General features: G+C 42.0%; 24 protein-coding genes and 1 riboswitch. Of the genes, 23 read left to right on the top strand and 1 reads right to left on the bottom strand.

What is annotated here, in order from left to right; translation table 11 throughout:
- Positions 1-346 precede the first annotated feature (346 nt).
- From NYE63_RS27140 to NYE63_RS27045, 20 genes are all read left to right on the top strand, one after another.
- Positions 347-1,489 carry a sensor histidine kinase gene (locus NYE63_RS27140; RefSeq protein WP_342603490.1) on the top strand — a complete coding sequence of 381 codons (1,143 nt, stop codon included), beginning with the start codon at positions 347-349 and terminating at the stop codon, positions 1,487-1,489.
- 47 nt (positions 1,490-1,536) lie between these two features.
- The gene (locus NYE63_RS27135; protein WP_101223770.1) at positions 1,537-2,220 is read left to right on the top strand and encodes a response regulator transcription factor; all 684 of its coding nucleotides are present in this window, start codon (positions 1,537-1,539) and stop codon (positions 2,218-2,220) included.
- A 202-nt stretch (positions 2,221-2,422) separates the two neighbouring features.
- The gene (locus NYE63_RS27130; RefSeq protein ID WP_342603489.1) at positions 2,423-3,265 is read left to right on the top strand and encodes a DegV family protein; all 843 of its coding nucleotides are present in this window, start codon (positions 2,423-2,425) and stop codon (positions 3,263-3,265) included.
- Between the two features lie 123 nt (positions 3,266-3,388).
- Positions 3,389-4,780 (top strand): DEAD/DEAH box helicase, encoded by a 1,392-nt coding sequence (locus NYE63_RS27125; protein ID WP_342605880.1) that lies wholly within the window; start codon positions 3,389-3,391, stop codon positions 4,778-4,780.
- Positions 4,773-5,465, top strand: coding sequence for a ComF family protein (locus tag NYE63_RS27120; protein WP_342603488.1), 693 nt, complete (start codon positions 4,773-4,775; stop codon positions 5,463-5,465). The genes NYE63_RS27125 and NYE63_RS27120 overlap by 8 nt, the downstream gene beginning before the upstream one ends.
- A 47-nt stretch (positions 5,466-5,512) precedes the next feature.
- Entirely contained in the window at positions 5,513-5,977 is a 465-nt protein-coding gene (locus tag NYE63_RS27115; RefSeq protein WP_342605879.1) for a TIGR03826 family flagellar region protein, read from the top strand.
- A gap of 219 nt (positions 5,978-6,196) precedes the next feature.
- On the top strand, positions 6,197-6,460 hold the full coding sequence (gene flgM, locus NYE63_RS27110) for a flagellar biosynthesis anti-sigma factor FlgM (protein ID WP_342603487.1): 264 nt from the start codon (positions 6,197-6,199) through the stop codon (positions 6,458-6,460).
- A gap of 75 nt (positions 6,461-6,535) precedes the next feature.
- Positions 6,536-7,024 carry a flagellar protein FlgN gene (locus tag NYE63_RS27105; protein ID WP_342603486.1) on the top strand — a complete coding sequence of 163 codons (489 nt, stop codon included), beginning with the start codon at positions 6,536-6,538 and terminating at the stop codon, positions 7,022-7,024.
- A 30-nt stretch (positions 7,025-7,054) separates the two neighbouring features.
- On the top strand, positions 7,055-8,614 hold the full coding sequence (gene flgK, locus NYE63_RS27100) for a flagellar hook-associated protein FlgK (protein WP_342603485.1): 1,560 nt from the start codon (positions 7,055-7,057) through the stop codon (positions 8,612-8,614).
- A gap of 15 nt (positions 8,615-8,629) precedes the next feature.
- Positions 8,630-9,508 (top strand): flagellar hook-associated protein FlgL, encoded by an 879-nt coding sequence (flgL, locus tag NYE63_RS27095; protein ID WP_342603484.1) that lies wholly within the window; start codon positions 8,630-8,632, stop codon positions 9,506-9,508.
- Positions 9,509-9,552: 44 nt separating this feature from the next.
- On the top strand, positions 9,553-10,128 hold the full coding sequence (locus NYE63_RS27090; RefSeq protein ID WP_342603483.1) for a DUF6470 family protein: 576 nt from the start codon (positions 9,553-9,555) through the stop codon (positions 10,126-10,128).
- 11 nt (positions 10,129-10,139) lie between these two features.
- Positions 10,140-10,583, top strand: coding sequence for a flagellar assembly protein FliW (gene fliW / locus NYE63_RS27085; RefSeq protein ID WP_342603482.1), 444 nt, complete (start codon positions 10,140-10,142; stop codon positions 10,581-10,583).
- Positions 10,583-10,816: a carbon storage regulator CsrA gene (gene csrA / locus NYE63_RS27080; RefSeq protein WP_342603481.1), complete on the top strand. Its 234-nt coding sequence runs from the start codon at positions 10,583-10,585 to the stop codon at positions 10,814-10,816. Before fliW ends, csrA begins: the two co-directional genes overlap by 1 nt.
- Positions 10,817-10,953: 137 nt before the next feature.
- On the top strand, positions 10,954-12,177 hold the full coding sequence (locus NYE63_RS27075; RefSeq protein ID WP_342603480.1) for a flagellin: 1,224 nt from the start codon (positions 10,954-10,956) through the stop codon (positions 12,175-12,177).
- Between the two features lie 762 nt (positions 12,178-12,939).
- A complete protein-coding gene (flaG, locus tag NYE63_RS27070) occupies positions 12,940-13,302 on the top strand; it encodes a flagellar protein FlaG (protein WP_342603479.1) in 363 nt (120 codons plus the stop codon).
- 17 nt (positions 13,303-13,319) lie between these two features.
- Positions 13,320-14,828: a flagellar hook-associated protein 2 gene (locus NYE63_RS27065; protein ID WP_342605878.1), complete on the top strand. Its 1,509-nt coding sequence runs from the start codon at positions 13,320-13,322 to the stop codon at positions 14,826-14,828.
- Between the two features lie 24 nt (positions 14,829-14,852).
- Positions 14,853-15,254: a flagellar export chaperone FliS gene (fliS, locus tag NYE63_RS27060; protein ID WP_342603478.1), complete on the top strand. Its 402-nt coding sequence runs from the start codon at positions 14,853-14,855 to the stop codon at positions 15,252-15,254.
- Positions 15,254-15,598: a flagellar protein FliT gene (locus NYE63_RS27055; RefSeq protein WP_342603477.1), complete on the top strand. Its 345-nt coding sequence runs from the start codon at positions 15,254-15,256 to the stop codon at positions 15,596-15,598. The genes fliS and NYE63_RS27055 overlap by 1 nt, the downstream gene beginning before the upstream one ends.
- A 252-nt stretch (positions 15,599-15,850) precedes the next feature.
- Positions 15,851-16,408: a ribosome-associated translation inhibitor RaiA gene (gene raiA, locus NYE63_RS27050; RefSeq protein ID WP_063233921.1), complete on the top strand. Its 558-nt coding sequence runs from the start codon at positions 15,851-15,853 to the stop codon at positions 16,406-16,408.
- Between the two features lie 657 nt (positions 16,409-17,065).
- Positions 17,066-17,151: riboswitch (cyclic di-GMP riboswitch) on the top strand.
- A 31-nt stretch (positions 17,152-17,182) separates the two neighbouring features.
- Positions 17,183-17,323 carry an anti-repressor SinI family protein gene (locus tag NYE63_RS27045; protein WP_342603476.1) on the top strand — a complete coding sequence of 47 codons (141 nt, stop codon included), beginning with the start codon at positions 17,183-17,185 and terminating at the stop codon, positions 17,321-17,323.
- A gap of 146 nt (positions 17,324-17,469) precedes the next feature.
- Here the strand turns inward: NYE63_RS27045 and NYE63_RS27040 are convergent, their stop codons facing one another.
- Positions 17,470-17,793: a helix-turn-helix domain-containing protein gene (locus tag NYE63_RS27040; RefSeq protein WP_063233922.1), complete on the bottom strand. Its 324-nt coding sequence runs from the start codon at positions 17,791-17,793 to the stop codon at positions 17,470-17,472.
- 419 nt (positions 17,794-18,212) lie between these two features.
- Between NYE63_RS27040 and secA the strand changes: the two genes are divergently transcribed.
- The 3 genes from secA to NYE63_RS27025 all read left to right on the top strand — a co-directional run bounded on the left by secA (position 18,213) and on the right by NYE63_RS27025 (position 23,039).
- Positions 18,213-20,726, top strand: coding sequence for a preprotein translocase subunit SecA (secA, locus tag NYE63_RS27035; RefSeq protein WP_342603475.1), 2,514 nt, complete (start codon positions 18,213-18,215; stop codon positions 20,724-20,726).
- A gap of 198 nt (positions 20,727-20,924) precedes the next feature.
- Positions 20,925-22,023 (top strand): peptide chain release factor 2 gene (gene prfB / locus NYE63_RS27030; protein ID WP_251426756.1). Its coding sequence is split into 2 segments (ribosomal slippage): positions 20,925-20,987 and positions 20,989-22,023, totalling 1,098 coding nucleotides; the frame shifts between segments, so codons are not numbered across the junction.
- Positions 22,024-22,175: 152 nt separating this feature from the next.
- Positions 22,176-23,039: a YitT family protein gene (locus NYE63_RS27025; protein WP_342603474.1), complete on the top strand. Its 864-nt coding sequence runs from the start codon at positions 22,176-22,178 to the stop codon at positions 23,037-23,039.
- Positions 23,040-23,057: the final 18 nt, after the last annotated feature.

The raw sequence follows: 23,057 nt of genomic DNA, 5'->3' as shown, positions 1-23,057 counted from the left end.
AATAAATGCATCTGTTTCATATGATAATCAATGGAGCGGAATATCCCGTTGATTGAACAGGATATTTTGTATTAGGATAATAGAAATGGCTTTCTGCCTTTAATAGGCAGACTTAATGGCAGGGAATATGAGTTGTATGGTAAATATGTACATTTTATGGGAATCATAAAAGGAAATTAACGTATTTTTAATCTTTTTTTGGTACAATATGTTCATGAAGGTTACTTCATACAAAAGTTTCCTGAAATTTAACCATTCATGAAAAAGGAAAAGAACTTTTTTCCATATACATAGTCTTTAAGACAATAAATTGTTTAAGTCTTTTGATTTAAGTGGAGGGATCTTAATGTCCATAAAAAAGGTTGATGCTAAAGCATTGGACAAGATCTTAGAAACAATGGTGAGCACTGTTAGTGAAAGTAAGGATGAAGTCTTTGATATCGGCGAACAATGCCGAAAGGATTTCGAGTCATTATCAAAACAGCTTGATGATGTGAAAATCAGGGTTGCCATTGTGATAACCGACAGCGATGCACTGGATTCAAAAGCCAGGTTTGCTCGAAAAAGGCTTTCAGAAGTCAGTATGCACTTCAACCATTTTTCTGAAGAACAGGTGCGCGATGCTTATGAAAGGGCACATAAGCTCCAAGTCGATTTACAAATTAACCGGCAATTGGAGAAAGAGCTCCGTAATCGCCGGGATGAGCTTGAGTTAAGGTTAAGGGGTTTACAGCAGACGATAGATAAAGCGGTGCATCTCGTCTCGCAAATATCGGTAGTGCAGAATTATTTGACGCAGGATCTTAAATTTGTGGGAGAAGCCCTTCAAGAAGCGAAACGCAAACAGGACTTCGGCCTGAAAATAATCGAAGCCCAGGAGCAGGAACGTAAAAAGCTTTCACGGGAAATTCATGATGGTCCGGCGCAAATGCTGGCAAACGTCATGATGCGCTCAGACCTGATAGAACGAGTGCAACGGGAGAGAGGTCCGGATGAAGCGTTAGTGGAAATCCGCAGTTTAAAGGTCATGGTAAGGAATGCTTTATATGAAGTGCGCAGAATCATCTATGACCTTCGCCCTATGGCGCTTGATGATTTAGGCCTTGTACCTACCCTCAGAAAGTACCTGCAAACGACCGAAGACTATAATAATGGCGTGAATCTGAATTTCGTCAACCTTGGACAGGTCAAAAGGCTTCCTTCCGATATGGAGGTCGCTTTATTCAGGCTGGTTCAAGAGGCTGTACAAAATTCATTGAAGCATGCTGACCCGAAACAGGTTCAAGTTAAATTGTCCATTTCCAAAGAGATGGTGACCGTCGTCGTCAAAGATGATGGAAAGGGGTTTGACTCTTCGATTCAAAAAGAAGGTTCATTTGGCTTGGTAGGAATGAGAGAAAGAGTCGAGCTGCTGGAAGGTGAAATGACGATCGATTCACAACCGGGGGCAGGCACTTTGGTATTTATACAAATTCCCTACCATTTATAAATTATAGAGATTAGACATATTAAATAGAAACTAGGAGGAAGAAGCCGTTGAAGACTAGTATCATCATTATCGATGACCATCAGCTTTTCCGTGAAGGCGTAAAGCGCATATTAGATTTTGAATCATCCTTTGATGTTGTTGCCGAGGGTGATGACGGAAGCGAAGCTATGGATCTCGTTGAAACACATAAACCTGATGTTGTTATCATGGATATCAACATGCCGAACATGAATGGGGTCGAAGCAACAAAAATGCTCGTGAATCGTTACCCAGAAACAAAAGTGATCATCCTTTCCATTCATGATGATGAAAACTACGTGCAGCACGCATTGAAAACAGGAGCACAAGGTTATCTGTTGAAAGAAATGGACGCAGATGCGTTGATTGATGCTGTGCGTGTAGTTGCTGAAGGCGGCTCATACCTTCATCCGAAGGTGACCCATAATTTAGTTAAAGAATATCGCCGCTTAGCAGCTGAAGAGGGTGCTGATCGTGATTCCGTACATACAATAGAAATCAGAAGGCCGCTTCACCTATTGACTCGACGCGAATGTGAAGTGCTTCAACTTTTAGCGGACGGGAAAAGCAACCGTGCCATCGGCGAAACTCTATATATCAGTGAAAAAACAGTCAAGAACCATGTGAGTAACATTCTTCAGAAGATGAATGTGAATGACCGTACACAAGCGGTTGTCCTAGCTATTAAAAACGGCTGGGTAGAAGTGAAGTAATTAAAGCGTTTGATAAGTCCGGCTCTTCAGATTCCGCAATGCGTGCTGAAGGGCTGGATTTTTTTGTTGGAGGGAAGACTATATTCAAATTTATGTTTTCATATTTTTGGTAATGAAGAATGCTATTTAATGCAAATAAAGGCATTTTCAGATAGAATGGTGAATATGAAACAGAGTAAATTTTTATAAGGATGGTACTATTATGAAAACCGCAGTCGTAACAGATAGCACTGCATATATCCCTAAGGAAATACGTGATCGTTTACATATACATATGATGCCGCTTAATGTTATTTTTTCCAATGAAGCTTATCGGGAGGAAGTTGATATTACTGCGGATGAGTTTTATGAGGAAGTAAAGAGGCAGGAGAAATTGCCGACCACTTCACAGCCTCCAATCGGGAAGTTTGTCGAGAAGTTCGAGGAGCTGCAAAACGAATATGATGATGTTATTTCCATTCATTTATCGAGCGGCATCAGCGGAACGTATCAAGGAGCGGTATCTGCAGGTGGAATGGTCGAGGGAATTAGGGTTCATGCCTTTGATTCGGAAATCAGCTGCATGGTACAGGGGTTTTACGTGATCGAGGCGGCAAAGATGGCACTTGATGGTAAAGGTGCAGAAGAAATCATGGATAGGCTCGAAGAAATGAAACCATCGGTCAGGGCATACTTCATGGCAGATGACCTATCCCATCTGCAGCGCGGCGGACGCTTAAGCAGTGCCCAAGCATTGATTGGCAGTCTGCTTCAAGTGAAGCCGGTCCTCCATTTTGTTGATAAAGTCATCGTCCCATTCGAAAAAATCCGTACTAGAAAAAAAGCGATGAAACGGATTGCCGATTTACTTGGAGAAGACGCGGCGAGCGGCGAGAAATATAAAGCCGTCATTATTCATGCAAAACGGGAAAGTGAAGCTAAAGACTGGAAAGCCGAACTTGAAGCTCGGTTCCCAAATGTCGAATTCGACATCAGCTACTTCGGTCCAGTAATCGGAACGCATCTGGGCGAAGGTTCAATGGGGATGGGCTGGTATAAAATTTAAGCTGTGACGCCTTTCCTAAGTGAAAGGCATTTTTTTATGGAGCAAAAAGGAATCCGGGAGTAAAAAGCGAATGATAAGGAGGAGTCTAATTTATCAAGTAATGGAGGTTGCAGTTTGGAAAAAATGAGCATTTCCCCCCCTTATTCCCCGAAACTTCAGAACCATCTCACCGGCAAACATCTTTTGGCCTTCGAAATCCCCTTCTCCCAAGAACTCCTCGCAGAGCACCTCAAGAATGGGTATGTCTCGGAAACTTGCGGCGTGCAATCCGGAAATGGCAGTTATCACTGTGTACGCTGCGGTAATAAAGAACAAACTTTGTTTTATACATTCCCTTGCAAGATTTGCAAGCAAGATTGCACTTACTGCCGCTCATGCATCATGATGGGACGGGTCAGTGAATGTGCAATGCTTTATAGGTGGACCGGTCCCAGCATTCGGTTTACGATTCCTGACAATGTAATGAGGTGGGCAGGCACTTTATCGGAAGGTCAACAAAATGCCTCCGACTGTGTCGTTGAAGCCGTAAAAGGAAAAGATGAATTTCTGGTATGGGCTGTATGCGGGGCAGGGAAGACGGAGGTCCTATTTCCAGCGATTGAGGCAGCTTTGCATTCCGGGAAAAGGATTTGTTTGGCAACACCGCGGACCGATGTGGTTCTCGAACTCTCCCCGAGGTTAAAAAAAGCTTTTCCTGCGATTGAAGTCACGACCCTCTTTGCCGGCAGTGCCGATCGACATGGTTTTTCGCCGCTAACCGTTTCCACGACACATCAGCTTTTCCGTTTTATTGAAGCTTTCGATGTCATCATCGTTGATGAAGTCGATGCGTTTCCCTACTCAATTGATGAATCGCTGCATTATGCGGTTAATAAATCGAAAAAGGTTTCTGCGGCAACCATTTACTTGACCGCCACACCTTCGAAACGGATGCAGCGGTTATATCGAAGCGGCAAATTGAAAGCCTTCATAATCCCGGCCCGTTATCATCGTCAGCCAATTCCGGTCCCTGAAATGAAGTGGAGCGGCAATTGGCAAAAACAATTTCTTCAAAAAAACATTCCCCTCGCAATCAACGGATGGGTAAGTGAACGCCTTAAGCGTAATATCCCCTTCCTATTGTTTTTTCCAAGCATTCAAGTGATGGAGCAGGTCATTCCGCTGTTTCAAAAGCTGTCCCCTAAATTATCGATTGTCCACTCCCGGCACCCTGATCGAAAGGAAAAAGTAATGGCACTAAGGAATGGAATGGTTCCAGGATTACTGACCACGACAATCCTGGAACGCGGCGTGACAATTGAGCGGTTGGAAGTAGCCGTGATTGGTGCTGAACATGAAGTGTTTTCTGATAGTGCCCTCGTTCAGATAGCTGGCAGGGTAGGAAGAAGCTTTGCTAACCCTGCCGGGACGATCACCTTTTTTCATTACGGTAAAAGTAAAGCGATGGTCGAGGCGATTCGCCATATACAAATGATGAATAAAGATGCCAGGAAAAGGGGGCTGCTGGATGAATAGATGCCTTGTTTGTGATGAAGGAATGAAGCAAGCATTGACATGGAGGAGCCTTTTTGCGCGGGCTGAGGCAAGGGCAATCTGCGCAGGATGTGAGGGGAAACTTAATAGGATAACCGGAGAAACGTGTTCAATGTGCTCAAGGGAGCTGGGCGGGGATCATACTACCGGTGACCTCTGTCTGGATTGTTCAAGATGGGAAAGGGATAGGGAATGGGGAGGCTATTTGTCGAAGAACATATCGCTATTTCATTATAATGAATACTTAAAAGATATTATTGCTAAATATAAGTACCGGGGAGATTATGTATTAGCTGAGGTTTTCGTCCCTTTTTTGAAAGAAAGGCTAAAGGACATGGAATTTGACCTGGTAACGGCCATCCCGCTTAGTCATGAACGGCTTAGGGAGCGGGGATTCAACCAGGGACAGGCTTTGGCAGATCTTCTTGGACTTCACACGGTTGAGATCTTGACAAGAATCCATACGGAAAAACAATCAAAAAAATCACGTCAAGAGAGAATGTCATTACCGCAGGTTTTTCAGGCCATGCAATCTGATTTGCTGGAGAATAAATCTATTTTGATCATCGATGACATTTACACAACAGGCACAACTCTCAGGCATGCAGCCAAAGCCTTAATAACGGCTGGGGCCAAAGAAGTATCATCCATCACCCTGGCTAGGTGAAACAGCTTATTTTAATAAACATCCTAAAGTATCGCTAGGATTATTCGATATATACAGTACTGAAGAATAATCGCTGTGATGGTGAAGGAGGGGCCTCGATAGAAGTATTCAACTGTCCAAACTGTAATTCGTTATTCGTTATGACGAAATTCCGTGATGTATGCGATGCCTGTTATAAAGAAGAAGAAGCCCAATATGATAAAGTGTATGCATATATTCGCAAGAAAATAAATAGAACGGCATCCATGACGCAGGTGGTTAAGGGCACTGGCGTTAAAGAAACGTTAATAATTAAATTTGTGAGAATCGGTAAGCTGGCGCAGTTTCCCAATCTAGGAGTTCCCTGTGAAAAGTGCGGCGCTAACATAAAGAGCGGAAGGTTATGCGGCAAATGCGGCGATTCACTGCGATCGGATTTGCAGGCATTTGAAAATGAGGAAAAGCGCCTGAATGAAATTCAGGGAAATGATAAAAAAAATACGTACTACATGAAGGATGAACAAAAGGGATGAATCATGGAAACATGATGCGATATTTGTTAAAATATTCGATATTGAGAACAAGATTCGACAATGGGTGTCGAAGGAAAGATTGCAGGAAACAATTAAAGAAATCCATTCCTTGTCGATAATAAAGATAGGGAGAATAACACAGTCCAGAGCCATTTTCATGTGTTAAGTATTGAAACATAATGGGATTTATAAAATCAACTGAAGGAGAGGATCTGGAATATGAAAATCAATAACGTCGGTATGACAGGTGTTAACCCTTATAATCTTCAAGCCAATAAAACGGGGAATATCAAAGAATCCAAGGTCAAATCCTCGGATAAAGTTGAAATTTCTTCAGCGGCAAAAGAAATGCAGAAATCATCTTCGATTCTTGCTGCAAGACAAGCAAAAGTGGACGAACTGAAAATCCAAGTTGAAAAAGGAAATTATAAATTGAATGCACAAGCAACGGCTAAGGGTCTCATCGATTTTTACCGGAAATGAATTTTCAATGAAAGCTTGAATGTTGTGGACGGAGCCATTTTCCGTCCTTCATTTATGAGCGGAGGAGGCAGCAAAATGTCTGCACGGAACATCATCGGATCGCTTGAAAAATTGATCAAGCTTCATAAGAGCTTCAATCAATTAGCGATAAGAAAAACGGCCATTTTGAAAGCAAATGATACCGAGGCAATTACTGCCCTGCTGATTTCGGAACAAAAGCATATTAAAGCAATCAGTCAAACGGATAAGGAAAGAGAAAGGGCAGTCGAGGAATTTCTTGGCGCAAATGGTACTGTGGGACAGCCGGCCTCCATCCATACCGTAACGGAACTGATAGGACCAGAAGAAACGGAAGTCCTTGAAATGCTAAAAGCGGAATTGATTGATGAAGTGGCAAAGCTGAAGGAGCGGAACGGTTTAAATCAGCAATTAATCTATCAGTCCCTTCAATTCATCAATGTCTCTTTGGATATTCTGAGGCCTCAGAACCAGAACCTGAATTACGGCGATTCGGTTAGGAAAACGGCGAAAATCGGCATGGGAATGTTTGATTCCAAAGCATAAGAAGCAGAAAAAAGATGGAGGTGCGAGCAAATGATTTCAACCTTTATGGGTCTTGAGACTGCCAAACGAGGATTATCCACCTCGCAAGGGGCCTTGTATACAACAGGGAATAACGTGGCCAATGCCAATACATTAGGATATTCAAGGCAGAGGGTCAATCTGGTCCAGACGCCGGGCTTCCCTACTGTCGGATTGAACAGCCCGCGCGTTGCCGGCCAAATCGGGACAGGGGTGGCAGCTGAAACGGTTCAACGGATCCGCGACAGTTTCCTGGACGCACAATACAGGACACAAAGTAATAAAATCGGTTATTACGGGGCCATGAGTGAATCCCTGACGAAAATGGAAGGCGTCATGAACGAACCGACCGACAGCGGATTAGCCGCCACAATGGAGAAGTTCTGGAATTCGCTGCAGGGGCTGACGGCGAATACGGAAAACTCCGGGGCGCGTGAAGTCGTTGCCTCGACGGGCGTCATGGTCGCGGATACCTTAAACTACTACTACAACTCGCTAACGAACGTTCAAACGGATATCGGCAATCAGATAAACGTCAAAGCGAACGAAATCAATACCCTCATCAGCAGTATCGATCAGCTTAACCAACAGATCAGCAAAGTGGAGCCGCATGGTTATATCCCCAATGACCTTTATGATAAACGTGATGTACTCGTAGACAATCTCTCACAGCTTATCAGCATTAAAGTGAATAACGTCATTCCAACGGATTACGGCAGAGCCAGCGATGTCGCTACAGGGCTATACAACATCGAATTGATGCAAGAAGACGGTTCGTCTTTTGCGCCGCCCATCAATCTAGTCAGTGTTAACCAAACCGGGATGGTGGGAACTTCGAAAGTTGAGGTTAGCCATGATAAAAAGACAGGTATGGTAGACGGATTGAAGTTTGGTTCGAAAGCATTGACCGATTACAAATTCTCGGGTGAACTATCAGGTTTGATCAAAAGCTTCGGCTATAAGAAGGCTGATGGCACGTTCGGCGGAGCGTATCCTGATATGCTGAAAAAGCTCGATAATATGACGACGGCTTTTGTGAATGAGTTCAATGCCATCCATAAACAAGGTTATGCCTTAGGTGATGACAACAATTCAACATTGAACTTCTTTGAACTTGAACCTGGTAAGAGTGCCGCCCAAAGTATCAAGGTGAATGGTGAAATCGTAAAAGATCCAACAAAAATTGCCGCTGGCGGTAAAAGCGGAGGGGCCTCCGGAGATAATGAAAATGCCAAACTCCTGGCTGATCTTAAAAAGAAGGCGTTTAGTGACTACTCGACTAAAGACCAAAACTCTAACGAATTGACAGGTAGCTTCGACACTTATTATTCCGGTATCATCGGAAAGCTTGGTGTGGATTCCCAAAGCGCCCAAAAGAACCTTTCCAACTCTGTCGTGCTTGCTGCCTCAGTCAATCAAAATAGGGAGTCTGTCAGTTCCGTATCCCTTGATGAAGAAATGACTGACATGATTAAATTCCAGCAGGCATACAACGCATCTGCAAGAATGATGACGATGATGGATGAAATGCTCGATAAAATCATAAACGGAATGGGTACAGTAGGCCGATAATAGGAGGGGACGAACATGCGGGTAACGCAATCGATGCTAACCAATAATATGTTGAGCAATTTAAGCAGCAGTTACGAAAAGATGTCCAAGCTGCAAGAGCAGGTTTCCTCTCAAAAAAAATTCTCCAAACCATCCGATAACCCTGTTGCAGCCATGATGGGAATGGGGTACCGGACAAATCTCAATCAAATAGGGCAATATCAAAGCAACATTGCCGAGGCGACCAATTGGATCGACAGCACGGATGATGCCATTACTGAAGCGGTTTCCGCCATGCAGCGGATTCGTGAGCTAACGGTTCAAGGCAGCAATGGGACGTATGAAGGCGAACAACTGAAAACCATAACTGAAGAAATTAAACAATTAAAGGAACATCTCATAACTCTTGGCGACACACAAATAGGCGGGAAATATATTTTCAACGGTCAGGATACGAATGTAAGACCATCGTCCGTTAAAGATGGGGATGGAAATACGGTGTATGGTATAGGGGACATAAACCTTGAAGTGTTTTCCGGGATTTCGCTTAAAATCAATACGGATGGTTCCAAGACTTTTGGAGATGCACTTGCTTCAGGCGGAAACATCGACCAAACAATCGATGCACTGGAAAACGGCGGCGACGTGAGCGGCACGCTTGAAGGACTTGACGCAACGATAAATACCTTCTTAGGCATGCAGGCCCAGGTTGGCGCAAGGCAGAATCGGATTGAGCTGATGACGGACCGTCTCAAGCAGCAGGAGGTTTTTGCCACTGAAATCCTTTCGAAAAATGAGGATATCGATATCGAGAAGGCAATCATGGATTTGACGACCCAGGAAAGTGTCCATAGTGCTGCATTAAGTATCGGAGCAAAAATCATGCAACCGAGTTTATTGGATTTTCTTCGCTAAGCTATTCTTAAATGGATAGCTTTTTTCTATAAGGAGTGTTGATGATGCAGATTCCACAAATTAGATTGCAATCTACCCCAATGAAGATTGGATTGAATATAGAACAGCCTGTACAGCAAATCGAACAGAAGGCGGCGGTCCAATCAATCGAACAGCCGCAAGCAAATCTGGAGATTCAAACGACCCCGGGCAAGCTGATGATCGATCAGTCACAAGCAAGGGAAGACATGGATTTGAAAAGCCTCTCAAGAAGAGTCGATGAATTTGCGCAGCAGGGATATCAAGATTGGCTGGCGGGTATGGCAAGACGTGCCCAGCAGGGAACGGAGCTGAGGCATATTGAAAATGGAGGTAACCCACTCGCTGAACAGGCCAAGCAAAACAGCAAAGGGAATGAGAAGCAGTTCAATCTCGGCTGGATCCCATCTCCATCCAGCGTGAAGCTTGACTACCAGCCAGCCGAAGTGAAGATTGAAGCATCCGCTCAAAAACCGATCATCGATGCTCAAATCAATAGGGCGAACCATACATGCACACCAGGCAGTGTGGATGTCGAAATTCTACAAAAAAATGCGCTGGATATAGATTTCATCAATTTATTTCCGGAAGAGATAGGGTAGTGAAAACATAGATGATCATACAAACAAAATTTCATGGTGAAATCGAAATGGCAGAGAAAGAGATTTATGTATTTGAAAGCGGGATACCAGGATTTTTAGAAGAAAAACAGTTTTGCTTGCTAACCTTGGATGACACGCCATTTTTCGTCCTGCAATCGATAGAAACAAAAGAGAATGCCTTCATTGTGACAGACCCTTTTGAAGTGTTTCATGATTACGAAGTGAAACTTACGGATGAGGTGTTATCTTCTTTACAAATTGAAACGGAACTGGAAGTCATCACTTTCGTCATCTTAACGATCCAGGACCCTTTCAATGAAACGACGGCAAATCTCCAGGCTCCCATCATCATAAATGGGCCTAAAAAAGTCGGAAAGCAATTTATCATGAACGCTAGTGAATATCGTACAAAGCACAGACTGTTTGAACCTCTAAAAGAACAGGGGGGGAAATGATGCTTGTATTGACCAGAAAACCAAATGAAGCGATCATGATTGGCGATGATATCGAAATTACGATCCTGTCCGTCGAGGGGGAACAGATCAAACTGGGGATCAATGCCCCTAAAAACGTCTATATCCATAGGAAGGAAGTCTACCTTTCCATCCAGCAGGAAAATAGAAAAGCCTCCAAAACAGAAACCAATTTTCTGGATGGGATAAATGAGTATTTCAAGAAAAAATCTTAAATCCGCTAAATATGTTTCCAAGCAGGTCGATATTAAATATACAACGATGGACAGTGAAATAGGCGGCCGACTTATTCACTGCCCATCGTAAACAACCACATGGACGTGGGGACTTAAGACTCAAGGAGGAAACATAAATGATTATCAATCACAATATCTCAGCTCTAAACACGCACCGTCAATTATCAAGTGCAACGAATGCACAATCCAAATCAATGGAGAAACTTGCATCAGGCATGCGCATCAACCGTGCAGGCGATGATGCAGCCGGTCTTGCAATCTCTGAAAAAATGCGTGGACAAATCCGTGGATTGGACCAAGCATCACGTAACTCACAAGATGCCATCTCTTTGATCCAAACTGCTGAAGGTGCATTGAACGAAACGACTGACATCCTTCAACGTATGCGTGAACTTGCTACACAAGCATCAACGGATACTAATACAACTAGTGACCGTGGAGAAATCCAAAAGGAAATGGATTCATTAACATCTGAAATCAACCGTATCGGTAACACTACTGAATTCAATACACAGAAATTATTGAATGGTTCTAAGGATTCAGCGACTGCAGCTCAACCTGCAGTACCAGCTGCTCCTGCTGTTGCTGGTGTATATTCCCTTACACCGGGTACAAGCGACATTGAGATTGATGGAAAATCATTTACTTATAACGGTACACCAGGTGCAGGCGAATTTAGTGATGCTGCTGAATTAGCTGCTTTAGTGAATGCAGATGCTACTTTGTCAGCTAAGTACAATGCAAGTGAAGATTCAGGTAAACTAGTTTTAACTCAAAAAACAGGTTTTGAATCTGCGACAGCACCAACAGGTGCAACATTCACAGAAGATACAGCAGGAAAAGCAGCTGTAGAAGCTAAAGAAGCTGTTGAAAAAGGTGCTGGTCTTCAATTCCAAATCGGTGCAAACGAAAACCAAAGCCTGACACTTGAAATTGGTGACATGCGTGCAAGCAATCTTGGATTGACTGGTACTGGCGATGGATTCACTGCAACTACAAATGTAAGCAATGGTACAGATTCTAAAGGTGTTGAATCCGGCCTGGATGTTTCAAATGCTAAAAATGCATCAGCGGCTATCACAAAAATCCAAACAGCAATTGATAACGTATCAGCTGAACGTTCTAAACTAGGTGCGAACCAAAACCGTTTAGAGCACACTATTAACAACTTAGGTACTTCTTCTGAAAACCTGACTGCTGCTGAATCACGTGTTCGTGATACAGATATGGCTAAGACTATGATGGAGCAAACTAAAAACTCTATCTTGGCGCAAGCATCTCAAGCAATGCTAGCTCAAGCAAATCAGCAACCGCAGGGCGTTCTTCAGTTACTTCGTTAATTGAATAGTTAGCCTAACAATAAAGGGTCTGACACTTTGTGTTAGGCTCTTTTATTTGTACTGATTGAAGGGTGTAAGGAACACTACGATGTAGAAAAAAAGGGATTACTGACCCTTAAAAAATAAGGGGCCATTCGTTTATCTGTCACCAAGGAATCTTATGGCTACAATCCTAATGATATTATCTTCTTTGAGTATGATGGTACTACAAAATATGTAGATGAAGATGTCATTACTGTGTATGGTGAAATGACTGGTGAACACAGCTATCAATCACAAGCTGGATGGGATATATCCATTCCTAGTATGTTCGCAGATTCATTTGAATAAAAAGGGAGTTCTATAAATTAAAATCTCAGTCATAATTTTTTCCGAACGTAGAGAAGTGATTATCACCCTCAATTTTAATCTTTCTAATTTTAAAAAAAGACTGTAGATAAAATGATTTCTACCTAAATGTTAAAACAAGGTTGATTGGAACGGAAGGTGCGAGACTCCTGCGGGAGATACGTGTCCAAGGGAGACCCCGCAGGCGCAAAAGCGCCGAGGAGGCTCCCGGACCGGCCGCGGAAAGCGAGTGCCTGGAGTGGAAATCAACTAGACTCCAGTTATTCTTCTGGAGTTTTTTAGTAGAATCTCTTTTATATAAAAAGATCATTTCATGATAGTCTACAGTTGAAACCAAAATCAAAAAGCTTTTCTAAATATAAAACTGTAAGAACCGATATAAAAAGTAAAGACATCATATTGGGGGCTATTTAGATGCTGGAGAGTTTGTCCACGAATATTCTTTCCTCACAACTTAGAACAGCAATCTCGGAAGGAATCAGTACATATTATCAGCGGGAAATGAATACGCTTGCCTATTCGGAGCGAAGTGTGGAATCTACTGATGAGCCTTCAAAAGAAAAGGTGCAGGAAGTAGTAGATGGCTTGAACACTTTCCTCGATCCAACACATACGGCCGTTCGTTTTGAATATCATGAGAAGCTGAATGAGTATTATGTCAAGGTAGTCGATGATGTAACGGATGAGACGATCAGGGAAATTCCTCCTAAGAAGTTATTGGATTTCTATGCGGCAATGACGGAGTTTGTCGGAATCATGGTGGATGAAAAAATATAAGCGGGTGATCAATTTTGGTGCGAATCAGTGGTTTAGCAAGCGGAATGGACATTGATGAATTAGTTAAGAGCATGATGCAGGCAGAACGGGTGCCATTGGATAAATTAACACAGAAAAAGCAGTATTCCGAGTGGCAACGGGATGATTACCGCTCGATAAATACATCTTTATCAGAATTGGATACGCTCATTCGTGATGGAATTGGGAAGCAGTCTTCCTTCATTAAAAAGAAGGTGTCGGTCTCGAATCCAAATGCTGTATCAGTGAAAAATGTGAATTCGACCAGTGATTTTCCCGGGAATATACAAGTGAATGGACTTGCCAAAGCAGCAACCATGATAAGTACGGAAAAATCAGCTGTTACCGACCCTAAAAAGAAATTATCGGAATTGGGTTTCATGACACCACAAGATATTACGATACTGGCCATCAATAAAGACGGCGGTTTTGATACGGAAGTAAAAGATGGATTGACAGTGGAAAAACCGTACACGCTTACCCTTAATGCGGACGATACGTTAGAGAGTGTCATCAATAAAATTAATGCTAACTCGGGAGTGACTCTATTTTTAGATGAAACGTCCCAGAATTTTTCCATCACTGCTAAAAATACCGGTGATGTTAAAGATCGGGCTGAAATTGAATTAGGGGGCACCGGAGATTTTTTTGCTACGTTAAAAATGAGCAGTAACAATGAAGGAACTGGCGGCTCAAAAGGGGAAAATACGTCCATTGTTTATAATGGACTGGAAATTTCCCGGCCTTCGAATACGTTTCAGATTAATGGAGCGGAAATAACGGTAAAGCAAAAAACGACGGATACAGTCACTTTCTCTTCAACAGCTGATGTGGATGCCATCTTGGATACAATCACACAGTTTGTGAATAAATACAATGAAGTCATTAAAAAGGTTCAAGATAAAACCGGTGAAGCGAAATATCGCTCCTTTACCCCGCTTACCTCTGAGCAAAAGAAGGCAATGACAGAGGACGAAGTGAAGTTGTGGGAAGAAAAAGCGAAGAGCGGAACGTTAAAAAGCGATTCGACATTAAAGAGTCTTCTGACCACAATGAGGTCATCTCTATACACCTCGGTGGATGGGATCACAGGAAAAAACAATCTCAGCAGTTTGGGAATCACGACCACCAAAAATTATTTGGAGGGCGGCAAATTAACGATTGATGAGGACAAGCTCCGGGCAGCCATTAGTGAGGATCCCAATGCGATTTATGATATGTTCATGGCCAATGGAATGGAAAAGAGCGACAAAGGCCTCGCGCGCCGATTAAGGGTTGATATAGAATCATCCATGAAGTTGATTACTGAAAAAGCCGGAAAGGCCGGATATGTTAATAACAATTTTACAATTGGAAAATTGGTTGATGGGCTGGATAAGAAGATTTCAACATTTGAAGCAAAGTTAACGAAATTGGAATCACGATACTACAGCCAGTTCACGGCGATGGAAAAAGCGATTCAAAAGGCAAACAGCCAAAGTGCATCGTTGGCTTCTTATTTTAGTTAAGGTAGGTCGGAAAGGAAGTTAAATATGGCGATAAATAATCCATATCAATCATATCAGCAAAATTCAGTCAATACAGCATCACCGGGGGAGCTTACATTAATGCTTTATAATGGCTGTTTGAAGTTCATCATGCTTGGGAAGAAAGCCATTGAAGCAGGAAATATCGAAGCGAAGAATACGAACATCATAAAGGCGCAAAATATTATCCGCGAATTGATGGTGACGCTGAATATGGATGCGGATGTATCCAAAGGCATGATGAGTCTGTATGATTTCATGAACCGGCGTCTGATAGAAGCGAACATGAAAAATGATGTTGCTGCCTTGGAAGAGGTGGAGGGACTTGTTGCTGAGTTCCGGAATACTTGGAAGGAAGTAATTCAAATCAATCGGAAAAAACTATTTACCCAAAGCGGTCAAGTGTAATGGTGATTAGAACCTTTCATGATTTGACTGCTGAATTACTTGCCGTTCTGGAAGATCGCACGATTACAGAACGTGATGATAAAATAGAAAGGGTCACGCAGCTGATTGATCAGCGAGATGGAATTCTTTCTCGAATCAAACCGCCTTTTACTGTTGAAGAGCAGCAACTGGGCTGTGCAACCGTGTTGCTTAACCAACAGGTCGATCACTTGCTGAAGCTTCAAAAGCAGGAGATACAGCGGGAAATCCAAGAAATAAATAAGAAGAAACGATCATCTAATAAATACACGAACCCGTATGAAAGTCTATCAGTGGATGGCATGTTCTACGATAAAAGAAATTAATTACCCAACCGTTTGGACTCCAAATGGTTTTTATGTTAAATATTTTTAAATTTTCTGTAAATAATATAGGCTTAAATTTTTCTTTATAGCATAGCATTTGATATAATGAAGCTAGGGCAGACATCAACCCTTTCAAAACCTTCCGACAATTGTTTCATTATTTCGACATATTTCATGATGTGTTTCTAAAGGGAACCGGAGGGGTATTGTAGAATCTAACTGTATAGTCTTAATTTAAGGAGGACTCACTTTATGAATTACAACGTACGCGGTGAAAACATTGAGGTAACTCCAGCAATTCGAGAATACGTCGAAAAGAAAATTGGCAAGTTAGAACGATATTTTAACAATACACCAGATGCAAATGTGTTAGTGAATTTAAAAGTGAACAATAATACATCAAAGGTCGAAGTGACGATTCCTATGCAGAATTTGGTTCTTCGCGCTGAAGAGGAAAATGCGGATATGTATGCTGCCATTGACTTGATCAATGATAAGCTTGAACGCCAAATTCGTAAACATAAAACGAAGGTCAATCGTAAATTCCGGAACAATCTATCGACTACACCTGATGCATTCGCCTTCAATACGGAAGTTGACGAAGTGGTGGATGAATTCGAAGATGATAATGATATTGAAGTGGTCCGCAATAAGCGTTTTGATTTAAAGCCGATGGACAGTGAAGAAGCGATTTTACAAATGAATATGCTTGGTCACAGTTTCTTCGTTTACACGAATGCGGATACTAATACAACGAACGTAGTGTACCGCCGAAAAGATGGACGCTATGGATTGATTGAACCTAGTTAAATATTAATCTAAGATCAAAAGCACAGCCCCAGGGTTGTGCTTTTTTAATGCATGTTGATAGAATTCGTTGGCTGTTGAGTTTACTAGAAAAGTAATCTTTTGTTCTCTAAAGAATAAAAATTTATTAAAAATCCATTTTAAAGAACAAATTTTGTTCTTTATTAAGATAAATAGTTAGTTTCATCTATTTAATTGCCTCTATCTTTTGCACTATACTCGAATTGTTGGTTCTTTAAAAAGAACAACTAGTTATTTATAAAAAGCAATTTGATCAAGGTGCAGAGGGGTTGGATTACTTGTATCGAAAGAATTGCCATACATGCCATAGGGCTTCTTTTAGCAGTGCGGAGTATGGAAAGTGGCTTTGCCCGATCTGCGGTGAGAACTTAACTGCGCAAAAAGACCTGGATGCACTTACAATTGAGAGAATCAATACACCCCAACAAAATACTAAGAAGAGTAATATTTACTATTATACAAAAAAACGAAATTGAATTAGTCTATGATAAATCACCTGCCCTTTGAATTTTCTTAATATTGTAATATTTTGTCGGATAAAAGTTTTTGCAATTATGTGGATTACCGACATAAAATAGCAATATATGGAGTGTGTATCCGTTATAATATGGTTATGAGTAATGTATTTGGTAATAAATACCACGACAAAGGCAAACTTATTGAAAGATGAGGGCGCAAAGGCACAGGTCTAAGGTCCTTGTGACTACGATGGCTGGTCTGCCTGAAATACAAAGAGTATTTTAGGAGGTAGAAGAGGTGGCTAATGTGGAAATGGATCAAGAATGGGTGAAATTGATTTCAGAAGCAAGAAGCTTGGGGTTCAAAAAAGAGGAAATCAGTGCTTTTTTTAAACGGGAAAGCCTTGAGGCTACATTAGAGGAGCACGATGGAAAATAGGTTCCGAACAAGATCGAGAACTTCCCTATAAACAGTGGTTCGATACATCTGTTTATAGGGTTTATTCTTCCTTGAGATTCTAGTGAGTCTAGCTTATTCAAACTGTATTAGTCAGGATTATGTAGGTAAACTAGTGCACTACCACTCTACTCTTCTTTATCTTTTCTCCATTTATTAAACTCGATGAATTCCCTGAATTGTTGTTTTGAAACACCTGAATTCATGGCTTCCTCAACGATTTTCATCCAGTCAGTGTCCAAGGTTTCCTTATTTGGAGCATCATAAAGCAGGGCATCAACAGGAATGTTAAGTACGGCGGAGATTTTTTCAAGAAATTGAATAGAAGGATTCGTTTGTAAGTTCCGCTCGAGCGAACTTAAATAAGACTTTGCCACACCCGCTTTATCGGCAAGTTCAGTCATCGACATTTTTTTTTCTTCTCGCAGTTTTTTTACACGTTCACCAATCATCAATACCACCTCGAAACATGTTCTATTTATCTTCCGCTATTAAGTTTCAGTAGCCCACCTTATCATTCAAAACATGACGGCTGTAAGGTTGGATTACCTTGACATGCTATCTCTAGTGAGGACACATCATCTAGTGATGGAAGGTTATGGATAATTCTCATTTGCATATGGAATAGTGGGGAGTTTGCAACATATTTTTTATACTTCCTTCTATTTTAACAGTTTTACTCCTCATTTATCCATTGTTTTTCGCAAGAATTGAATTCAGGTCTATACCAGGGAAGTGACATGAAGTTGTACCTCTAGGATAGAAGTGGTAAAATTAAGCGTGCATTAGTAATAATAGAAGATGTGTTTCTTCTTACTTATATGAATTTTGTCATTGAACGATCATTACCATAATAGAGGAGCGTTATTGAATGCTTAATATATTAAATAAAGTTTTTGATCCGAATAAGCGAGAAATCAAACGTTTGGAAAAAATCGCTGATCAGGTCGAAGCGCTGGCTGATGTGACGGCTGCGTTATCGGATGAACAGTTGCGTGCCAAAACGGGTGAGTTTAAAGAGCGTTATCAAAATGGTGAAACCGTTGATGATTTGCTTGTTGAGGCTTTTGCAGTTGCGCGTGAAGGGGCAAAGCGTGCTCTGGGCTTATACCCTTACCGTGTTCAAATCATGGGTGGGGCATCCCTTCATGATGGAAATATCTCTGAGATGAAAACAGGGGAAGGTAAAACCTTAACATCCACCATGCCGGTTTATTTAAACGCGCTTACCGGTAAAGGTGTACATGTCGTTACTGTCAATGAATACTTGGCACACAGGGATGCCACCGAGATGGGTGTATTGTATGATTTCCTTGGTTTGACAGTCGGTTTGAATTTGAATAGTCATTCCAAAGAAGAAAAGCAAGAGGCGTACAATGCGGACATTACGTACAGCACGAATAATGAGTTAGGTTTTGATTACCTTCGTGACAATATGGTGTTATATAAAGAACAAATGGTACAGCGCCCGCTGCACTTTGCTGTCATTGATGAGGTCGATTCAATTTTGATCGATGAGGCGAGAACGCCATTGATCATTTCCGGTTCCGCACAAAAATCGGCTCAGCTTTATATCCAGGCCAATGCGTTTGTGAGAACCTTAAAAAAAGAAACGGACTACACATATGATGAAAAGACAAAGGGTGTTCAGCTGACTGAAGATGGGATGAATCGAGCTGAAAAAGCGTTTAATATCGATAATTTGTTCGATATTAATCACGTTACTTTGAATCATCATATCAACCAGGCGTTAAAGGCGCATGTTTCCATGCATTTGGATGTGGATTATGTGGTCCAGGAAGGCGAGATAGTCATCGTTGACCAATTCACTGGCCGTTTGATGAAAGGCCGCCGTTACAGTGAAGGTCTTCACCAGGCGATCGAGGCGAAAGAAGGGCTTGAAATTCAAAATGAAAGCATGACTCTTGCGACGATCACATTCCAGAATTATTTCAGGATGTATGAAAAACTTTCAGGTATGACCGGTACAGCTAAAACGGAAGAAGAGGAATTCCGCAATATTTATAATATGAATGTCATTGCGATCCCGACAAACAGGAATATCGTCAGGGATGACAGGGCAGATCTTATATATGCGACAACTGATGGGAAGTTCAAAGCTGTTGTGGAAGACATCGCCGAACGTTATACAAAGGGTCAGCCTGTGCTTGTCGGTACGGTTGCCATCGAAACATCTGAAGTCATATCTGCCTATTTATCCAAAAAAGGAATCCCTCACGATGTTTTGAATGCCAAGAACCATGAGCGTGAAGCGGAAATCATTGCGAATGCAGGTAATCAAGGTTCAGTTACAATTGCTACGAACATGGCAGGGCGCGGTACGGATATCAAGCTTGGTGAAGGTGTCAAGGAGCTTGGAGGCCTTGCTGTCATCGGCACGGAACGTCATGAAAGCAGGCGTATAGATAACCAGCTGCGTGGTCGGTCCGGACGTCAGGGAGACCCAGGGGTCACTCAATTCTATTTATCAATGGAAGATGAATTGATGCGCCGCTTCGGTTCGGATAACATGAAAAACATGATGGCACGCCTTGGAATGGATGATTCCCAGCCAATTCAAAGTAAAATGGTGACAAGGGCCGTTGAATCCGCACAGAAACGAGTCGAAGGCAATAACTTCGATTCACGTAAGCAATTGCTGCAGTATGATGATGTTCTCCGTCAACAACGGGAAATTATATATAAACAGCGTTTCGATGTCATGGAAAGTGAGAACTTACGTGAAATCGTCGAAACGATGATTACGGCATCCATCCAGCGAAATGTTGTCGCGTTTGCACCAATGGGCGATGAGGAAGGCTGGAATTTACAAGGCCTTGTCGATTACCTGAATGGTAACCTATTCAATGAAGGTTCAATCACTGTAGCTGATTTGGAAGGGAAAAATGAATCGGAATTGGTTGATTTCATTTTAGCGAAAGTGAAAGAAAGCTATGACCAAAAAGAAGAAGAGCTATCTGAAGAACAAATGCGTGAATTCGAAAAAGTAATCGTTCTTCGTGCAGTCGATAGTAAGTGGATGGACCATATTGATGCAATGGAGCAATTGCGCCAAGGGATCCACCTTCGTGCTTATGGCCAAATCGATCCGTTACGTGAATATCAATCAGAAGGTTTCGCAATGTTTGAAGCCATGATTGCTTCAATGGAAGATGAAGTCGCCAAATACATCATGAAGGCTGAAATCCGCAATAATTTGGAGCGTAAGGAAGTCATAAAAGGACAAGCAGTCAATCCGAAGGAAGAAGACGGGGGAAAAGTGAAAAAAGCCCCTGCACGTAAAAAGGAAGACGTTGGCCGAAACGCTTTATGCCCATGCGGCAGCGGAAAAAAATATAAGAATTGCCATGGCAATTTAGGCTAAAGTTAGGTGTATAATGATTATGGGACGGTTAAGTGTAAGGCTTGCCGCCTCTTTTCATGTTTAGTTTGCATAAAGCAATATATTTGCATATAGTTTGAAGAGGTTTATTTGTGTAATGAAGCGAATCCTTCTTCAGGGATTTTTTTTAACATACTTCTTCAGGGATTTTTTTTAACATACTTAATGAGGTGAAGAGAAATGGAATTAGCAGAAATAAGAAATGAACTTGAACGGACAGCGCAACGATTAACGGACTTTAGGGGGTCTCTTTGACTTAGATGAAAAAGAGGCACGAATCGCACAGCTTGAAAATGAGATGACACATCCCGATTTTTGGAATGATCAGCAAAAAGCTCAAACTGTCATCAATGAAACGAATGCTTTGAAAGAACAAGTCAATCAATTGTCCGATCTGAATGAATCATATGAAAATCTGGATTTGACATATGAATTAGTGAAAGAGGAAAATGATCAAGAACTTTTGGCTGAGCTGGAAGAAGAAATCACGATTCTTTCACAAAAGATGAATGACTTTGAACTTCAACTTTTACTAAGTGAAGAATATGACTCGAAAAATGCCATTCTTGAACTGCATCCTGGTGCAGGGGGAACGGAGTCCCAGGATTGGGGTTCCATGCTGCTGCGTATGTATACAAGATGGGGTGAAAAAAGAGGATTTAAAGTGGAAACCCTTGATTACCTTCCAGGAGATGAAGCTGGAATCAAGAGTGTCACTTTAATTTTCAAAGGCCATAACGCCTATGGTTATTTGAAAGCGGAAAAAGGAGTACACCGTCTTGTCCGGATTTCTCCTTTCGATTCATCAGGGAGACGCCATACTTCATTCGTTTCATGTGAAGTCATGCCGGAATTCGATGAAACGATCAATATAGAAATCCGCACGGAAGATTTGAAAGTCGATACGTACCGGGCAAGTGGTGCAGGCGGTCAGCATATCAATACAACTGACTCGGCAGTCCGGATCACCCATATACCTACGAACACCGTGGTAACGTGCCAAAACGAGAGATCTCAAATCAAAAACAAGGCCCAAGCCATGAATATGCTGAAAGCCAAATTGTATCAACGTGAAATTGAACAGCAACAAGCGGATTTGGATGAAATCCGTGGTGAGCAAAAGGAAATTGGCTGGGGAAGCCAAATTCGTTCTTATGTTTTCCATCCGTATTCCATGGTTAAAGATCACCGTACTAGTGCCGAGACCGGAAACTTGGGTGCAGTCATGGATGGGGATATCGATATGTTCATTGATGCGTACTTGCGTTCAAAATTATAAGATCAGCCAGTCGGACCGGTTTCCCGGTCCGGCTTTTTTTGTTTTCCTTTTTAACAAATCTTCTGGCTGACTTTTACAGGATTGAAAAGGGATGCTCTACCTCGTTAGGCCAATACTAGATAATAATGATGGTTCGAGGAGACTTATGCAAAATGAAGAAAAGATACCGGGAGCGGAAGCATCCTTTAAATCAAAAGTTAATGGAGTATGGATTGGTGATTGTCGGTTCGGCCATAATTGCCATTGGTTTTAATGTATTCTTACTGCCTAACCAGGTCGCATCTGGCGGGGTCAGCGGGATTAGCACGATACTGGATTCAACCCTCGGTTGGGAGCCGGCCTATGTACTTTGGGGTTTTAATATCCCCTTGTTTATTGCGGGGCTTATTATCCTTGGAAGACATTTCGGAGCCAAAAGCCTGATTGGAACCTTGTTTTTGCCTTTAGTGGTATTTCTGACAAAGGATTGGGATGCATGGACGAATGATGCATTGCTTGGTTCAATTTGCGGGGGGATGATGGTCGGACTGGGGCTGGGGATCGTCTTTCGCGGAAAGGGTTCCACAGGGGGGACCGATTTAGCGGCACAGATTTTCCATAAGTATACCCATCTGTCATTAGGAACATGTGTGGCTGTCATTGATGGAATCATCGTTTTAAGTGCTGCCATTGTTTTTGATATTGAAAAAGGGCTTTATGCATTAATAGGATTATATGTGACAAGCAAGACGATCGACCTCGTCCAGATTGGATTGAACCGGTCTAAGATGTCACTAATTATCACGAATAAAGAAATGGAAGTAAGGGATGCTATCATACATGAGCTGGACCGGGGAGTAACAGGCATATCCGGGTATGGCGGCTATACGGATGATACTCGTCCAATTTTGATGTGCGTAATAGACCAGTCGGAATTCACCAAATTGAAACAATTGGTGAAACTCGTTGACCCTAAAGCGTTTGTAATTGTAATGGACGCATCGGAGGTACTCGGGGAGGGTTTTAAACTAGATTGAAATTGGTATAATGTTCTT

This window comes from Peribacillus sp. FSL E2-0159 (assembly GCF_038643155.1).
GTDB classification, from domain to species: Bacteria; Bacillota; Bacilli; order Bacillales; family DSM-1321; genus Peribacillus; species Peribacillus simplex.
The sequence above is the reverse complement of the archived record's forward strand: the minus strand, read 5'-3'. Positions and strand labels throughout refer to the sequence as shown.

Coding starts and splice junctions, on each gene's coding strand:
- NYE63_RS27140 (WP_342603490.1), top strand. CDS start 347: ATGTCCATAAAAAAGGTTGATGCTAAAGCATTGGACAAGATCTTAGAA.
- NYE63_RS27130 (WP_342603489.1), top strand. CDS start 2,423: ATGAAAACCGCAGTCGTAACAGATAGCACTGCATATATCCCTAAGGAA.
- NYE63_RS27125 (WP_342605880.1), top strand. CDS start 3,389: ATGAGCATTTCCCCCCCTTATTCCCCGAAACTTCAGAACCATCTCACC.
- NYE63_RS27120 (WP_342603488.1), top strand. CDS start 4,773: ATGAATAGATGCCTTGTTTGTGATGAAGGAATGAAGCAAGCATTGACA.
- flgM (WP_342603487.1), top strand. CDS start 6,197: ATGAAAATCAATAACGTCGGTATGACAGGTGTTAACCCTTATAATCTT.
- NYE63_RS27105 (WP_342603486.1), top strand. CDS start 6,536: ATGTCTGCACGGAACATCATCGGATCGCTTGAAAAATTGATCAAGCTT.
- flgK (WP_342603485.1), top strand. CDS start 7,055: ATGATTTCAACCTTTATGGGTCTTGAGACTGCCAAACGAGGATTATCC.
- flgL (WP_342603484.1), top strand. CDS start 8,630: ATGCGGGTAACGCAATCGATGCTAACCAATAATATGTTGAGCAATTTA.
- NYE63_RS27090 (WP_342603483.1), top strand. CDS start 9,553: ATGCAGATTCCACAAATTAGATTGCAATCTACCCCAATGAAGATTGGA.
- fliW (WP_342603482.1), top strand. CDS start 10,140: ATGATCATACAAACAAAATTTCATGGTGAAATCGAAATGGCAGAGAAA.
- csrA (WP_342603481.1), top strand. CDS start 10,583: ATGCTTGTATTGACCAGAAAACCAAATGAAGCGATCATGATTGGCGAT.
- NYE63_RS27075 (WP_342603480.1), top strand. CDS start 10,954: ATGATTATCAATCACAATATCTCAGCTCTAAACACGCACCGTCAATTA.
- flaG (WP_342603479.1), top strand. CDS start 12,940: ATGCTGGAGAGTTTGTCCACGAATATTCTTTCCTCACAACTTAGAACA.
- fliS (WP_342603478.1), top strand. CDS start 14,853: ATGGCGATAAATAATCCATATCAATCATATCAGCAAAATTCAGTCAAT.
- NYE63_RS27055 (WP_342603477.1), top strand. CDS start 15,254: ATGGTGATTAGAACCTTTCATGATTTGACTGCTGAATTACTTGCCGTT.
- raiA (WP_063233921.1), top strand. CDS start 15,851: ATGAATTACAACGTACGCGGTGAAAACATTGAGGTAACTCCAGCAATT.
- NYE63_RS27040 (WP_063233922.1), bottom strand. CDS start 17,793: ATGATTGGTGAACGTGTAAAAAAACTGCGAGAAGAAAAAAAAATGTCG.
- secA (WP_342603475.1), top strand. CDS start 18,213: ATGCTTAATATATTAAATAAAGTTTTTGATCCGAATAAGCGAGAAATC.
- NYE63_RS27025 (WP_342603474.1), top strand. CDS start 22,176: ATGAAGAAAAGATACCGGGAGCGGAAGCATCCTTTAAATCAAAAGTTA.